At 51.8% G+C, this 14,568-nt stretch carries 15 protein-coding genes; 2 read left to right on the top strand and 13 right to left on the bottom strand.

Annotated elements, in window-relative coordinates; all coding sequences use genetic code 11:
* Positions 1-181 precede the first annotated feature (181 nt).
* Positions 182-2,149: an acetate--CoA ligase gene (acs, locus tag QGG23_03590; GenBank protein MDP6048509.1), complete on the top strand. Its 1,968-nt coding sequence runs from the start codon at positions 182-184 to the stop codon at positions 2,147-2,149.
* A 478-nt stretch (positions 2,150-2,627) separates the two neighbouring features.
* Complete coding sequence (locus QGG23_03595) at positions 2,628-2,825, top strand: hypothetical protein (GenBank protein MDP6048510.1); 198 nt, start codon at positions 2,628-2,630, stop codon at positions 2,823-2,825.
* Between the two features lie 626 nt (positions 2,826-3,451).
* Here QGG23_03595 and QGG23_03600 read toward each other — a convergent pair.
* From QGG23_03600 to QGG23_03660, 13 genes are all read right to left on the bottom strand, one after another.
* Entirely contained in the window at positions 3,452-5,401 is a 1,950-nt protein-coding gene (locus tag QGG23_03600; GenBank protein ID MDP6048511.1) for a S9 family peptidase, read from the bottom strand.
* A 541-nt stretch (positions 5,402-5,942) separates the two neighbouring features.
* Positions 5,943-6,671: a succinate dehydrogenase/fumarate reductase iron-sulfur subunit gene (locus QGG23_03605; GenBank protein MDP6048512.1), complete on the bottom strand. Its 729-nt coding sequence runs from the start codon at positions 6,669-6,671 to the stop codon at positions 5,943-5,945.
* On the bottom strand, positions 6,672-8,372 hold the full coding sequence (locus tag QGG23_03610; GenBank protein ID MDP6048513.1) for an FAD-dependent oxidoreductase: 1,701 nt from the start codon (positions 8,370-8,372) through the stop codon (positions 6,672-6,674).
* Between the two features lie 9 nt (positions 8,373-8,381).
* Positions 8,382-8,771, bottom strand: coding sequence for a hypothetical protein (locus QGG23_03615; protein MDP6048514.1), 390 nt, complete (start codon positions 8,769-8,771; stop codon positions 8,382-8,384).
* Positions 8,772-8,874: 103 nt separating this feature from the next.
* Positions 8,875-10,131 carry an adenosylhomocysteinase gene (locus tag QGG23_03620; GenBank protein MDP6048515.1) on the bottom strand — a complete coding sequence of 419 codons (1,257 nt, stop codon included), beginning with the start codon at positions 10,129-10,131 and terminating at the stop codon, positions 8,875-8,877.
* 49 nt (positions 10,132-10,180) lie between these two features.
* Positions 10,181-10,489, bottom strand: coding sequence for a DUF424 family protein (locus QGG23_03625; GenBank protein MDP6048516.1), 309 nt, complete (start codon positions 10,487-10,489; stop codon positions 10,181-10,183).
* Positions 10,486-10,896, bottom strand: a complete 411-nt coding sequence (locus QGG23_03630) for a translation initiation factor IF-2 subunit beta (GenBank protein ID MDP6048517.1) — start codon at positions 10,894-10,896, stop codon at positions 10,486-10,488. Before QGG23_03630 ends, QGG23_03625 begins: the two co-directional genes overlap by 4 nt.
* 291 nt (positions 10,897-11,187) lie before the next feature.
* Positions 11,188-11,379, bottom strand: coding sequence for an RNA-protein complex protein Nop10 (locus QGG23_03635; GenBank protein MDP6048518.1), 192 nt, complete (start codon positions 11,377-11,379; stop codon positions 11,188-11,190).
* Positions 11,380-11,390: 11 nt separating this feature from the next.
* The gene (locus tag QGG23_03640; GenBank protein MDP6048519.1) at positions 11,391-12,176 is read right to left on the bottom strand and encodes a translation initiation factor IF-2 subunit alpha; all 786 of its coding nucleotides are present in this window, start codon (positions 12,174-12,176) and stop codon (positions 11,391-11,393) included.
* A gap of 11 nt (positions 12,177-12,187) precedes the next feature.
* Positions 12,188-12,388, bottom strand: a complete 201-nt coding sequence (locus tag QGG23_03645) for a 30S ribosomal protein S27e (protein MDP6048520.1) — start codon at positions 12,386-12,388, stop codon at positions 12,188-12,190.
* Positions 12,388-12,663, bottom strand: a complete 276-nt coding sequence (locus tag QGG23_03650; protein MDP6048521.1) for a 50S ribosomal protein L44e — start codon at positions 12,661-12,663, stop codon at positions 12,388-12,390. The genes QGG23_03645 and QGG23_03650 overlap by 1 nt, the downstream gene beginning before the upstream one ends.
* Before the next feature lie 2 nt (positions 12,664-12,665).
* The gene (locus QGG23_03655) at positions 12,666-13,223 is read right to left on the bottom strand and encodes a hypothetical protein (protein ID MDP6048522.1); all 558 of its coding nucleotides are present in this window, start codon (positions 13,221-13,223) and stop codon (positions 12,666-12,668) included.
* Positions 13,223-14,458, bottom strand: coding sequence for a DNA primase small subunit PriS (locus QGG23_03660; protein ID MDP6048523.1), 1,236 nt, complete (start codon positions 14,456-14,458; stop codon positions 13,223-13,225). The genes QGG23_03655 and QGG23_03660 overlap by 1 nt, the downstream gene beginning before the upstream one ends.
* Positions 14,459-14,568 lie beyond the last annotated feature (110 nt).

Genomic DNA, 14,568 nt, shown 5'->3' on the forward strand with positions numbered 1-14,568 from the left:
TCCTTTTATCTCGGCGTATACAAGATTCAAACAGAGCATAGATAAGTGGTTTTATCGCACATCCTGATCTTCTTTAAACATTCAGGGAAAGACTCGCTTGGTTAATCAATCGTAGAAATTGGAAAAAAGGAGAAATTCTAAAAGTTATATTTAACTTGCTGCTAATTAGACTTGGCCTTTCATGAGCGAAGATACTCTTGCAGCGCTCCCCGTGGATGAAAAGTTTGAACCTAACCAAAAGCTGAGGGAGACCTGGAAAGCCTCCATAGCGGACCCCGATGCATTCTGGGCCGAGGAGGCTAAGCAGCTCGACTGGTTCAAGAGTTGGAACAGAGTCCTAGAGTGGGAGGATAGGCATGCCCGCTGGTTCAACGGTGGAAAACTAAATGCAAGCTACAACTGTTTAGACCGTCATGTAGCCACGGCGAAAAAGAACAAGGTCGCCTACATTTGGGAAGGTGAGCCCGGAGACAAGAGAGTGATTACCTACGGTGAGTTATACCGGGAGGTCAATAAATTCGCCTCTGCCCTAAAGGAGCTGGGAGTGAAGGAGGGTACTTTCGTCGCGATGTACATGCCCATGATCCCAGAGCTCCCCGTTGCAATGCTAGCGTGCGCCCGCCTAGGAGCCCCATTCACTCAAGTCTACTCCGGCTTCAGCGTCAAAGCATTATCAGAGAGAATTCGGAGCACCGAGGCGGAGATCATTATAACTGCTGACGGAGTTTTTAGGCGAAATAAGGTCATCGACCTAAAGGGGGTCGTAGATAAGTCCGCAGACCAGTGCCCTAGCGTCAGGAAAGTTATCACTGTGGAGAGGACTAAACACGGCGTGGAGATAAAGCCTGACAGGGATATCTGGTACCACGATGCTATAGCAGAGGCAAAGGAGAAATACGTCGAACCTGTGCCAGTGAACTCGTCCCATATCCTATATGTCCTATACACATCGGGAACCACCGCGAAACCCAAAGGAGTCCAGGTCTGCACCGGCGGATATCTCACATATACGGCCTCCACATTGAAATGGGCATTCGACGTGAAAGATGAGGACGTTTGGTGGTGCTTCGCCGACGTAGGATGGGTTACTGGCCACAGCTATATCGTATTTGCCCCCTTGGTCTTGGGCCTCACCAGCGTGATGTATGAGGGGGCCCCTGACACCCCTGACCCCGGGAGGACGTGGAGGATGATCGAGAGTTACGAAGTCAACAAGTTCTATACATCCCCCACACTATTAAGGCTCCTAATGAAGTTTGGGGACGAGATCCCCGCAAAATCTGACCTTAGCAGCCTAGAGATCCTGGGCACAGTCGGGGAACCTATTAACCCAGAGGTCTGGAGATGGTATTACAGAGTCATTGGAAAGAAGCGTTGCCCTATCATTGACACCTGGTGGCAGACTGAGACCGGGGGATTCATGATCGCCCCTGCCCCCGGCATCCAGCTCTTGCCCCTGAAGGCGGGCTCAGCCACATTCCCTATGCCTGGAATAGACCCCATAGTGGTCAACGAGGACGGGGACCCTGTGCCTGCGGGGGAAAAAGGTTACATGGTCATCAGGAAGCCTTGGCCTGGCATGCTCATGACTCTATACAAAGACGACCAAAGATATCTAGACTATTACTGGAACAGATACCCTAACGCCAACGGGGACCGCTTCTACACCGGAGACTACGCCGTCCAAGACAAGGACGGCTACTACTGGCTCTTAGGCAGAAGCGACGATGTCCTTAAGGTTGCAGGGCACAGGCTGGGAACCATCGAGCTCGAGGACGCCCTAGTTAGCCACCCAGCTGTCGCGGAAGCCTCCGTCGTGGGCATAAAGGACCCAATAAAAATGGAGGTGCCCATCGGCCTCGTGATCCTCAGAGTGGGGAAAAAGCCCAGCCCTAAGCTCGCCCAAGAGCTGAGGCTCCATGTGAGAAAGGTGATCGGTCCCCTAGCAACTCCAGCAGCTATCTACTTTGTAAGGAGTATGCCAAAGACCCGGAGCGGGAAGATCATGCGGCGGGTCATCAAGGCCATAGTTGAGGGGGAAGCCGTGGGAGACACGTCAACCTTGGAGGACCAGGCCGCAGTGGAAGAGGTCAGAAGAGTCGTTGAAAGCAGCAGGGCTGACTCAGGGTTAGGTAACGCCGTTTCCTAGACCCATTTCCATTAAAAAATAGTAACTAATGCATCGTACGACTCAGTGGCCGCTAGGTTAGTGAGGATTGGTGTAAACATCTGCGCAATATCAGAGATTTTGCTTTGGATGATAGACCATGAACATAGGATGCTTAGTACATAAGGTCTTTTTCCTGGAAAACTGGCACTAGGGAATGATGCCAAGAATCATTGTCAGCTAGTTGATTGACCCAAGGATAGAACCGCAAGGCCATGATCCCCTGGGAACGTGTATCTTCTAGATCAGAGGGGTGTATGATTAACAACTTATTCAAACGCAGGATCCCAGTCTATCATCTCGACCTCAATCCCACATGCTTTTAGAATATCTACAGATAGCATTGTAGAGTAATAAAAGAGTTGCAAGGTGTGTAAAGTACCTGTTTAATCTAAATGTTATTTGCAACAATCACATATGGAAATAGATTTAAATGATGCTTGAGTTTCGAGGTTAATCAATGGATCAGAAAAAAAAATATAGGGTATTCTGGCTGGTCTGGGGCCTCGGCATTAGCGCCCTCACGCTGGCCCTTATTAGGAATTACATGGTAATCAAAACCCTTGACCCCCTCTGGATAATGGCGATTGCCCATAGTTATGCCTCCACCGCTATCATAGCGGGGATCATCAAAAAGAGTGAGAAGATTCCGGCCTAGAGAACGGACCATGATTATTATCCACTATCAAATTTCATGTCTCACTTGAAAAGAGTAAAAGACAGCTAAACATTTTTCTCCTCTTAAAGATAAACCAATTAGAAACAGTGGCCTATATCAAGTTCCTCCTAATCCTGCTCATCATAAGCTGTTCACACCCCGTACGGGCAGAGAAACTTCGTTAAATATCCTACTTGGAGGACTCAGGTGATAGTCTACGGCTCGTTGGAAACGGGAAAGAAGGGAGAGACCTATATTGAATCCGCCACGGAGATTGACGCCTACCAGAGCATAATGCCAGCCACCTAAGGAGGGCGGGTCAGTCCTGGATCGCGTACATAATCAATGCGACTAGCCCCTCAAAATCCACATAATTTCAAATATTTAAAGAACTTAAAATTCATGGATAAACGCCGAGCTCAGAAGAATTCTAAGTAACTATTTCGTCACTTTATGAACGTCAAGTCATGACGTGAACATGCACACTAATGCATACATCTAGGAAAGTAATGAGAATAACACACACGCTGGTTTGATCACTATATCTGAATCAACGCTATGCGCAGCGTACATGGTGATGACCTATATCTTTAATTGCGAGCGGTGTCGAAAAAGAGAAGAAGAAACTAGAGGTATTTTTTAAACCAGCGGATTATATGGTTGAGCCGTTCCTCCTTGTGCTTCGGCTTGTGTATGCCGTGACTCTCCCCCGGGAAAATGACCATCTCGCTGGGGATGCCGAGGACCTTGAGAGCCGTGAACCACTGCCAAGCTTGGTCTAGGGTGCATCTGTAGTCCAACTCGCTGTGGATGATTAGCGTCGGCGTCTTCACCGAAGCCACATACCTTATAGGCGACATGGAAAGGTATTTTTCCTCATCGGCCCAGGGCACTCCCTCCATATCGTACTTTCCGTGAGTCCATCCGATGTCACTGGTGCCAAAGTGGCTGTACCTGTTACATGTACTCGCCTGGGGTATGGCCGCCTTGAATCGATTGTCGTGTGATATGATCCAGTTGGTCAAGAAACCACCCATGCTGCTGCCCATGACACCCAACCTCTGGGGGTCGATGAAACTATAGTGCTCTAGCACGTGATCAACGGCATCCATAAGGTCTGCGTACTCCTGCTTACCGTAGTGGCCTGAAACCTCCCCTTGGAACTCCTCGTTATAACCACCGTTCCCCCACTGGTTGACGTACATAACGACCCAGCCCTGGGCTGCCAGCACCTGAAACTGATGCATGAAGCCGTAACCGAAGCACCCTGCAGAGCCTCCTCTGATGCAGAGCACCAAGGGGTACTTGTCATCCACCTTGAGGCCCTGCGGCCTCATCAGCCAGCCCTCTACAGTGTGGCCTCCAGAGGACTTGAACTCAAACCTCTCGTGGCCGCAAATCTCGGTTTCCTTTACGTATCTACTATTGAAATCAGTGATCCGCCGCAGCTTGTCCTCCTCCTTTACCCAAAGCTCTGTAGGAGACATAGTGGAAACAGCATTGTAGGTGATAACGTCGTTTCCTGAAATGCTCCAGGCCTCAACGCTGTGGTCGATACCGCCTAGGACGACCTCGACCTCCCCGCCTCTGCTAGGCACCCTGTAGAGGCGGACCGCGCCGCCATACGTCGAGTTGAAGTATATAGCCTCGGCGTTCGCAGACCACTGAGGGTTGGGATTAGGCGAGCGGACCCTGATGTCACAGCTCAATTTGTACCCGATATCCTGATCGAAGCTCCGGGTGAGGTTCCTGGATTCCCCGCCCTCTGTGGGGATAAGCCAGATGTCTTGGTTGCTCCACAGCCGCCGCCTGTAGTCATGACCAATGTAAGCGATGACATTACCCTTGGGGGAGGGCTTGAGAGAAGTAATGACTCTTTGACCATCCGTCAGCCTTCTTGGCTCACCTCCCCGCACGTTCACGGAGTAGATGTACTGATCTCGGGTCATGTCTGCGTTTTCTTCAAGATTGCCTATGAAAGCGATGTCTTTGCTGTTATTCAGCCACTCGGCGGCGTTGACATCAAACTCGCCCCTAGTTATCTGCTTGAGTTTTCCACCCTCAGCGGAGACGGTGAAAAGGTGATTGCTCCTGCCTTCTAGATAACCGACGCCATTAAACTTGTACTTTATATGTTTAATGACCATAACGTCGCTCTCCGGCGCCTCATCTCTAAAGGAGGAGGTGAAAAGGATCTGTCTGCCGTCTGGGGACCATCGGGGGGAGGCTGCGCCCCCTTCCACTTCGATTATCGGTCTCGCTTTGCCGCTCTCTAGGGGTATTACGTGTATATGGGAGGTATTTGTCTCCCTCCCAAGGGGGGTGGAGGTGAAAAGGAGGAGGCTTCCATCAGGAGACCAAACAGGGTTCCTGTACTTCCCCACTTCAGATGTGAACTGGACTATCCGCCCTGTCTTGAGATCTGCCGTCCAAAGGCTGCTCATATAGTCGTTCTTCTCATAGTCCATAGTAGTGTGAACGAAGGCTATCCGCTCTCCATTAGGAGAGACCTGAGGATCAGACACGAAGCGCAGATTCCTTAGATCTACGACCCCTACGTTCCTCTTCCTCATCATAAAAACCACTTATAACCCTAATTCGTAATCAATAAAAAGGATTAGTTGTAGCTTACCAACAAACAAACACATATTCTCCCACCAATACTGCTCTATGAAAAAGAGTTGAGAGAACGTCATAACAGTTGATGATTCGTCTTATGACACTGAAAAAGGGCTGCTCTTATAGGGGATTGGTGTTCTAGCAAGTGAGAGCGGATTTATTGCCGATTTGCAGGTTTAATATTGAGGTTTCGAAGGTTCCAAGGGTACCGAAAGAAAAGGGGTAGAGAACATACAAATGAGGGTGAAAACTTGGAAAGATGAAACTTCCTGGATTATATGATAATTTGATCCTCTAACTACAGAGTTCCAATGACCTTTGAACCCGGACAAATAATCTTTTATTTAGAAATGCGCACTAGAAGAAACCCATCCACAGCGCGCAATGCAGGCATACATCCACCTTAGCGAGCATTACAGGAGGTATGGTCACCGGGTATCTCAGGAGGTCAAGGTTGTAAAGCTCCAGAACCTAGACGGATTGTCTAAGCCTTAGGTCTCAGGTTCTTCCTATTAGCCTAGATCTGAGGATCAATCTCCTGAGTTGAGCTATATGTTGGCCGGGGTTGATATCCTTTGGGCAGACCTCTGCACAAGTAAAGGCATGATGGCACCTCCAGACCCCTGAGGCAGAGCTATCTGCCCGAGCCAGCCTCAGGCGCCTAGTTTCCTCAAGGTCTCTAGAATCAACGACAAACCTATAGATCTGGGCGAGGGCAGCTGGGCCCAGGAAGTAGGGCTCAGAAGCGGCGATGGGACAGGACGAGGAACATGCTCCACACCATATACACCCCGAAGGGGATCTGTATTTACGGAACTCCTCAGGGTCGACCCTAGGCGCCTCCACCTCAGGGTCGGGGTGGATAAAGGGCATCGCGGCCTCAATTTGCTCTAGGAATGGATCTATATCCACCACAAGGTCCTTGATGACCTCGAAGTGGGGGAGAGGCTCCACCCGGATCCTAGAGCCTAAGGAGGAGACCTGAGTTTCGCATGCGAGCATCTGGACCCCGTCCACCAGCATCGCACATGAGCCGCAGATCTTGAATCTACAGCTGTACCGTACGGATAGGGTGGGGTCGAGCTCCCTCTGGATATGAATTAGGCAGTCAAGCACCGTCATCCCAGGGCGGACAGGGACCTTATAATCAACAAAGTAGGCTTCCTGGTCCTTTGTGGGGTCAAGCCGATAGATTATAAACTCAACTTCATCCCGTTTGGCGACCATCTAGTATTCCCTCACCTCCGGGGGCCACCTTATGATATTCACGGGTTTGTACTCAAACACAGGCCCCTCCGGTGAGGAAAAGGCTAGGGTGTGCTTGAGCCAGCCCTCATCATCCCTCTCCCTGTAATCGGTCCTGTAATGGCTCCCCCTGCTTTCCGTTCTCCTAAGGGCGCCCTCCACAATGGTGAGGGCAACGTCGAGCATCCCCTCCAGCATCAGGGCGTCGATGATACTGAGGTCAAAGATCCCTGACCCCGTGGGCACCCCCGCCCTCGAATAAAAATCGTTCCTGAGGGATTGAACTCCAAAGACTCCACGGCTGAGGGTTTCAGATTCCCTGTAGACACCAGTGTTCTCCCACATTGTCATCTGCATTACGTCCATTATGCTGTAGGGATTGAGAAAATCACCGGCTTCGGCCTTCCCATGAAGGGAGGCAATGGTATCCTCAGCCTCTTTAAGTGCAGCGGCGATGGCAGTATCCCCACTGAATTCTCTCCAAGGCGCATCCTGAGACGCTGCAACGCCCGCCCTGGCGCCGAGGACGATACAATCGAGGAGACTATTCCCCCCGAGCCTGTTAGCGCCATGAACACTAACGCAGGCGCACTCGCCAGCGGCGTAGAGTCCCTCGACCCTAGTCCTGCCATCTACGTCGGCCTCAATGCCGCCCATGGTATAATGCTGTCCAGGCTGGACGGGGATGGGCTCCTTCCGAGCGTCTATCCCAGCGAAGCTGAGGGCAAGGTCCCAAATCTGGGGGAGATCATTCATAATAGCCTTTTCCCCGAGGTGAGTGATGTCTAGATGGATGTATTCTCCCTCTAAGCCTCTTCCCTCCAAGAGCTCAGTATGGATGGACCGAGCAACGATATCTCTTGGGGCAAGCTCCATCTTGTCCGGGGCGTACTTCCTCATGAAACGACACCCATCAGAGTTGAGGAGATAGCCCCCCTCCCCTCTGGCCCCCTCGGTGACCAAAATGTTGGTTCCATACAGGGTTGTAGGATGAAACTGAACGAATTCCATGTCCATAAGGGGGGCTCCCGCCCAGTACGCCATCGCCATTCCGTAACCCATACTGTGATGAGAGTTAGTGGTCCTCGAGTAGATCCGCCCTGAGCCCCCAGTCGCCATAACCACGGCCCCTGTCTGGTAAGCCTCCAGCTCCCCGGTTCGGATGTTTAGCGCAACTACACCCTTGACCCCTCCCCCGTCCACCGCGAGTCTCAGGGCCACTCTCTCATTGTAGAATTCGACGCCCAGCCTCAGAGCCTGCTGGTAGATGGTGTACATCACCGCGTGCCCCGTATGATCCGCGGCGTAACAAGTCCGGGGAAAGACAGCCCCCCCGAAGGGCCTCTGGGCAATTCTCCCGTCTGGAAGCCTGCTGAAGGGGCATCCCCAGCGGTCAAGCTCCAGGACCCTGACGGGAGCATCCCTGCAGAGGACCTCAACGGCGTCCTGATCCGCTAGGAAGTCAGCACCTTTCACAGTATCATAAGCGTGTCTCTCCACATTATCGGAGGGGTCGGCGTTCCCAAGGGCCGCGTTGATGCCGCCCTGGGCCGCGACTGAGTGGGATCTTACAGGGTAGACCATACTAAGAACGGCCACATCCCTCTCCAGAGATTTGGCCTCAATGGCCGCCCTAATCCCGGCAAGGCCGCCGCCCACGATCAATATTTCGTGCGTCTTCATGTAGGCCCCTCAGAGACCGACGACGGCGAACCAGTGAGCTAAAAAGATGAGGGTGAGTCCAAGGACCCCTATGAAGAGCCGGTCTTCGTTTACAGTAGCCCAATCGAACGCCTCTACGAGAATTACCCGAACCCCGTTCAGGGCGTGGTAGGCCCCGGGGATGATAAGGAGGTCAATGGTAACCAGCCTTCCACCTGGGACATGAACGCCAAACTGGTTCTTCAATATGTGGAGGCTGATGATCCCAAGGAGCATGATGCCGGTTATCCGATGGAGGAGCCAGGCCCACATCCCGAGCCCCTTTCCCCTTGCATGTGTGACCCAGTGGACTACGTTCCGGGTGCTCGCCGATGGGTTCCGGACATCCCTTTGCTTCGGGCCATCTTCTTCCTCTGACATAGGACCACATGGAAAATACAGATCAGGTTATTGAAAACAGTTGCACTATTTGAAAGGCTTATTCTAATTAAGTAAAAAGGGATGAGTAAGGAAAAGGGGTAAGTTAGACTGTACCCTCTTTCCAGGAGGTGAGGTATTTGACCTGCTCTTGGGTGAGGGTGTCGATCTCGAGGCCCATACTACTCAGCTTCAGCTTCGCCACGGTCTCGTCGATGCTCTTAGGGACGTCGTAGATCTTCGGCGGAAGCTTATCCCCAGTCCACACCCACTCGGCAACCAAGGCTTGGTCGGAGAAGCTCATGTCCATCACCTCGCTTGGGTGGCCCTCAGCCGCTGCGAGGTTGACCAGACGCCCCTCTGCGAGGAGGTAAAGCTTTCTGCCGTCCTTGAGCTGGTATTCGTCCAGACTATCCCTGAGTCTCCGCTTCCCCGTGGACAGCTCCTCGAGGGCGGGTATGTTCACCTCAACGTTGAAATGACCCGAGTTCGCCATGATGGCCCCGCTCTTCATCGCCTTGATGTGGTGTCTGTCGATGACATGGACGTTCCCAGTACTCGTAACGAAGATGTCCCCAACCTTCGCCGCCTCTGCCATGGTCATCACCCGGAACCCGTCCATGACCGCCTCCAGCGCCCTCAGCGGGTTCACCTCAGTCACAATGACGTTAGCCCCCATACCCCTGGCCCTATCGGCAATGCCCCTAGCGCACCAGCCGTATCCCCCCACCACAAAGTTTTTTCCAGCGAGCAACACGGCTGTGGCCCTCAGGATGCCGTCGATGGTACTCTGACCCGTACCATACTGATTGTCAAACATGTGCTTGGTGGCGGTGTCGTTTACCGCGATGATTGGGTATTTGAGCTCCCCGTCGGCCTCCATCGCCCTGAGCCTAATGACACCGGTAGTGGTCTCCTCGCTTCCCCCTTTGATATTATCGATTAGGCCCTGGCGGTGGCTGTGAATGGCGTTTACTAAGTCAGCCCCGTCGTCTGTAGTGTAGTTTGGCTTATGATCCAGCACCTTGTCGACGCACCAGTAATACTCATCGGAGGTCTGTTCCCTCCACGCGTAAACCGAGGTCCCGTCACTGACTAAGGATGCAACCACGGCGTCATTGGTCGAGAGGGGGTTAGATCCGCAGAGTATTACCTTAGCCCCCCCAGCTTCCAGGGCCTTCACGAGGACCGCTGTCTCCTTGGTGGCGTGGAGGCAGGCCCCTAAAATGACTCCCTTTAGGGGTTTCTCCTTCTCGAATCGCTTTGTTATCAGAGCCAGAACCGGCATATGAGCCTTGGCCCATTCGATGAGGAGCGTCCCGTCGTTTGCAAGTCCCTCGTCCTTTATCTTATAACTCGGCAAAAAATACACCAGCTTGACTTTGCGTCTCGAGTATATGGAGGTTATGGCATTATAGGTGGACGATCTGGGCGTGGGGCACGTCACCGAGGTAGATGATCCCTGCCTCCTGAACAAGGTTATACTCGATAGCCGCCTTGACGATCCTCACTCCCACCATGTTAACAATCGTGGCCTTCCCCATAGCCTCTATAGCCTCCGTGAGGCAGCAGAGGGTACCCTTATAGAACCGTTCACTCACCTCAAATGGGGTTCTCCCCCCTTTCAGGGTCATCCCCAAAATCTCCGCGTCGCATACCGCAACCAAGAGGTCCCGTCCTTGGCGAATCGTGTTAACGTAGACCTCTTCCAACGGTCTCACTTCCCACCTATGGAGCTCCGGGCCCCACAGGCATCGCATTGAAGGAAGAAGAGGCGCCTCTCTTTCACGATCTGGGTGTCAGGTCGCTTACAAACGGTGCAGACCACGTACTTGGCGGAGTAAACGTCCAGAAGGTTGCGGATGGAGTCACGTCGGAAACGGCCTTGGAAAATCGCCCGGGTACCGTCGAATCGGGGCAATGTGGCCATCTCCCCAGAGAGGAACTTGAGAAGATGCTCCGGGTCCCTACCAACATAGTCTGCGATATACTTGAAGTTCATGATTACGGTTCGCCGTCCAATGCTTCTTACATCGGGGCGGGGGACAGTCCACCTCTCATAGATCTTAACTTGCTCAGGGATTTCCCCGTAGGCCCTGTCGAGCATAGCCCTGTAATCTTTTTCCATTAAGATATGTTCTCCTTTACTCCGATTTAACCCAGTTGCCTAGGCTTCAAATTCTACGCGGAGCCATCCTCAAAAAGGTTTCCGCGCGCTTTAGTCTCCCATTTTGGGTATCCAGAGGGAGAAACCTGTGACGAGGACTCCCACCTTTTAGAACACACACACATATCTTAATCGCTTCAACAAAGGACGTACTAGATATCTTCATATAACTCTTAATAATCCATTTCACCTATATTGTAATGGTAAAAAACAAGTTTCAAAATGCTCCCCCACACGGAAAGCATATGTGAATCATGCAGAAACAGTCTTTTTGTCCTTATCGCGCCCAACTCGACGCATTTTAAGCCGGTATTTCCGGTATTTATCCTCCAATGAAAACTTGGCGGGATAAGGAAGCTTGACTGGCCCTCCGCACTTTGGGCAAGAATCCGTTTGGAGGGTGTAAAGGCCACATAGTTTACACCGTCTTAGAAGCAAGACCAAGGTGAATCTCCCTAACTTCTAGAGAATGAGATATTACCCTCTTGACCCTCCCAGGCCTCTGTAGCGAACTGGATCACTTCGCCGAGGGCAATCTCTGCCTTCCTGTAATCTTCTGCAGTGACCTCAATCCTGTATTTCGGCGAGGCTAAGCTGTAGATACTAGCCTTGGCATTGAGGTCTATTGCGACATTCTGCGCCTCGTTCAGCGTCTCCTTAATCTCATTGATGCCCCTCGGGGCCAAAGATGTGATCTCAAGCTCCCCTTGGATAGTTACACCTTTGATAACAATTTTATCCAAAGCGATCGCGGCGAGAATCTTAGAGGCCTTTTTGGTTACCCCGGCCTCATGAAGAGCTTCGGCCCCACGCTTAGCAGCTGCTTCAAGGCCATCGTAAAGGCTGCCGTAGTACTCTACTATCTTGGTCCCCCTCTTGATATAGAAGTCATTAACGTCAACTTTGAGCTTGGCCGCTGCGGCCGTTATGAGAGTCTCGGCCTTGCGGTGCTTCTTCCACTCTTCCAGCTTTCTCCTCTTATCGTCTTGGCTGACTCGTCTAAGAGATAAGTCTATCTGGCCCTTAGAGGGATCGACCCGCTGAACCTGAAGGACGGCCTTTTGCCGCTCCCTAACGTGGCTCCGGATGTTCCTTACCCAACGAGACGAAATCTCCGAAATATGGAGGAGCCCTTCCTTCCCCCTATGCTCGTCGAGGGAAACATAGGCTCCGTGACCCACGATTCTCGTGACCGTGACGACGACGATGTCCCCGACCTCAGGCCACTCGGGTTTTCCCATGCTCAATCGGTTTACCCCAAAACGGCTAAGATTGGACTATGGATCTTTGCCTTTCCACCAGTCGGCTCAGCCATTATCTCCCCACAAGTCCTACAATTAATGACGTGGGTTGTGTGACTGAAAATTATCTGTTCACTCTCGCAGGTCCTGCAACGGACTCTGAGAAACCTAGAGGATGGCCGGGGTATAAGTGTCTCCCACTTCATGGACATCAAACGACCTCCAATTTCCTGAGCCTAATACCCTTCCTCTGGAGTGTGTAATTACACTCAATGCACTTCAGCATCTGGGTCTGCTTCTTGGAAACCTTTGCCTGATTATGTTGGAGAGGGAATTTTTGGCCGCCGAAGCCTTTCTTTCGCCTCGCCTGATGTCTCTCCCCCTTCTTTGCGCCTCTCCTCTTTCCAGCCTTGTAGATGGAGACTGAGTGATCTGTGTGGGTATTGCACCTTGGACAGTAGGTCCGCATGGAACTAGGAATCTTCATCTCTAAATATCGACCTCTTTTGCGATGCCCCGCCTTATTAGGTTTTCAGCGTTCTCCACGGGGAGGGATACTACGTCCTCAGGCTCAAAGGGGCCGTATGTCTTCATGTCAATCCCCATGATCGCAGGGACTGCCTGGAGGAACCGGACCACCTTAAGACCCGCCTTTTGTGGGGGCTTTGCGTCTACATGAGGTAAGCGCCCCATTAATATATCTTTCAATCCCCCCTCGTAGCTCATCAGAAGACTCCGGAGGTCGCTGAGAAAGCTTCTCTCTATCTGAGTTAAGGAAGATCCGGCTATCGCAATCCTGTTAAGCTCCGCCTCTACAATCTTCCTAAGCCTCCTGCTGGAAATTTCTTTGAGGAGTCTCTCAACGTTAACCTGTTCCTTCTCTGAGATCCGCCCCTTTAGGGAGGTTTTATCGAGCATTCGATTCTCCCTCCTAAGTTCTGCGAGGTACTCAGTCATTTTCCCAAAAAAATTATCTGGGAGAGCCTGGAGTTCCCCAGAACGCTTCTCCCTCTTACAAACATCTAGGAGCCTTGAGTATTTATCCATCAGTTCACAACCCTCGCCGACTTTCTGCACAGGAAAAACATCGCGACCGCCATGGGAAGCTCTTGGGTCTCCTCTTTGAAGGGCCCATAGCTCTCCCCCTGGAGACTGATCTCGGGGGCATGTTTAATGTAGATCTTCTTATGCCCCTCTTGGAATGCAACAGCTTTGGTAAGAGGATCATAATCCGGGAGGTCCTCGATGGTGACGTTCTGGGTGAGCCATCCCGTCTTACCATGGAGAGTATTGGGAAGCCGTATCAATCTTTTGAGATCAGTGGTCACCACGGTATCGATCGCCGAAGCCTGCTCTTCCACTGCTATATTCAGCAGATTTCCCATGGACTTTTTGTCAATATATCGTACGATGCGGCTGGGATGCTGATTCATCAAAGAAGAGAGGATCTTGTCTTTCTCCACGACCAGATCCCGGGTGGTTTTCCTGCTCAATCTCAGCGCTTTAATCTCATCAGGGGTCGACTTTCCGATGAAATCGTAAAGGGCCCTGATGGTTCTTCCCCTCCAGCCACCGCGCTCCAGCATGGATCCGCCCCCCGCATGCCTCGGGGTAAGGCCTTGATATTGGGCCTCTATCCCTATCCCTAGGATGTAATCCACCACCTCCCGCCTTGCCAGCTGATCGAGTTCCTTTGCCACCGGGCTCCTCACATGGACATGGTACCCCCGATTCCCCGAAAAGTTAACCGAGAGCTCGGAGGGCTGGAAGCCAAAATCCTGGATCAGCATATCTATGAGCTTCTGGGCCTCGTACTTCGCTGCGTCAAGGCAGTTCCCGCATATCCAATTCTCTAGGAAATAGGTTGCTTTACCACAACCCGGGCAACGTTCCGGGGGATGCCCCTTCCCTGCCTCTCCGCAGGCCTTACAGGTCCAGCGGTCATGGATCTTCTGGCAGGAGAGAACAAAGTGGTCTGCGTCTATGTCAAAAATAAGGTCCGCCCCAATCCAGCCCTTTTCCACCATTGAGGCCCGGGGTTTATTGTAATAAGCTGCCGAGAAGTAAGAGTGGGCAGGGGAGTAGTTCCTCAGATATCCCCTGAGCTCCTCGATGACCTCGAAACCGATGTGGCGGAACATGGTCCTTCCCCTGAATGAGAGAAACCCGAACTCACGATGCTTGATCTCTGGGGGAGCATCCACGCACTGAGCTCCGGTAGAATAAAATTTACCGAACTGATTCGAGACGTACTCTACGCTTCCCAAGTCCTGCTCGATCATTTGTTCACACTTAATAGAATTTTCGAAACTTTAAAAACCACTTTCCTTAAGGGGAGGAATATTAATCCTGAAGTCATTGTACTCACAATCTCCACATAGCTCCGGGTTGT

Source organism: Candidatus Bathyarchaeota archaeon, from assembly GCA_030739585.1.
Classification (GTDB): Archaea; Thermoproteota; Bathyarchaeia; order TCS64; family TCS64.

What these genes read in the sequence shown, in the direction of transcription:
- QGG23_03655 (MDP6048522.1), bottom strand. Translation starts at nt 13,223, where the DNA reads ATGGATAAATACTCAAGGCTCCTAGATGTTTGTAAGAGGGAGAAGCGT.
- acs (MDP6048509.1), top strand. Translation starts at nt 182, where the DNA reads ATGAGCGAAGATACTCTTGCAGCGCTCCCCGTGGATGAAAAGTTTGAA.
- QGG23_03595 (MDP6048510.1), top strand. Translation starts at nt 2,628, where the DNA reads ATGGATCAGAAAAAAAAATATAGGGTATTCTGGCTGGTCTGGGGCCTC.
- QGG23_03600 (MDP6048511.1), bottom strand. Translation starts at nt 5,401, where the DNA reads ATGATGAGGAAGAGGAACGTAGGGGTCGTAGATCTAAGGAATCTGCGC.
- QGG23_03610 (MDP6048513.1), bottom strand. Translation starts at nt 8,372, where the DNA reads ATGAAGACGCACGAAATATTGATCGTGGGCGGCGGCCTTGCCGGGATT.
- QGG23_03650 (MDP6048521.1), bottom strand. Translation starts at nt 12,663, where the DNA reads ATGAAGATTCCTAGTTCCATGCGGACCTACTGTCCAAGGTGCAATACC.
- QGG23_03630 (MDP6048517.1), bottom strand. Translation starts at nt 10,896, where the DNA reads ATGGAAAAAGATTACAGGGCTATGCTCGACAGGGCCTACGGGGAAATC.
- QGG23_03660 (MDP6048523.1), bottom strand. Translation starts at nt 14,458, where the DNA reads ATGATCGAGCAGGACTTGGGAAGCGTAGAGTACGTCTCGAATCAGTTC.
- QGG23_03615 (MDP6048514.1), bottom strand. Translation starts at nt 8,771, where the DNA reads ATGTCAGAGGAAGAAGATGGCCCGAAGCAAAGGGATGTCCGGAACCCA.
- QGG23_03645 (MDP6048520.1), bottom strand. Translation starts at nt 12,388, where the DNA reads ATGTCCATGAAGTGGGAGACACTTATACCCCGGCCATCCTCTAGGTTT.
- QGG23_03605 (MDP6048512.1), bottom strand. Translation starts at nt 6,671, where the DNA reads ATGGTCGCCAAACGGGATGAAGTTGAGTTTATAATCTATCGGCTTGAC.
- QGG23_03640 (MDP6048519.1), bottom strand. Translation starts at nt 12,176, where the DNA reads ATGGGAAAACCCGAGTGGCCTGAGGTCGGGGACATCGTCGTCGTCACG.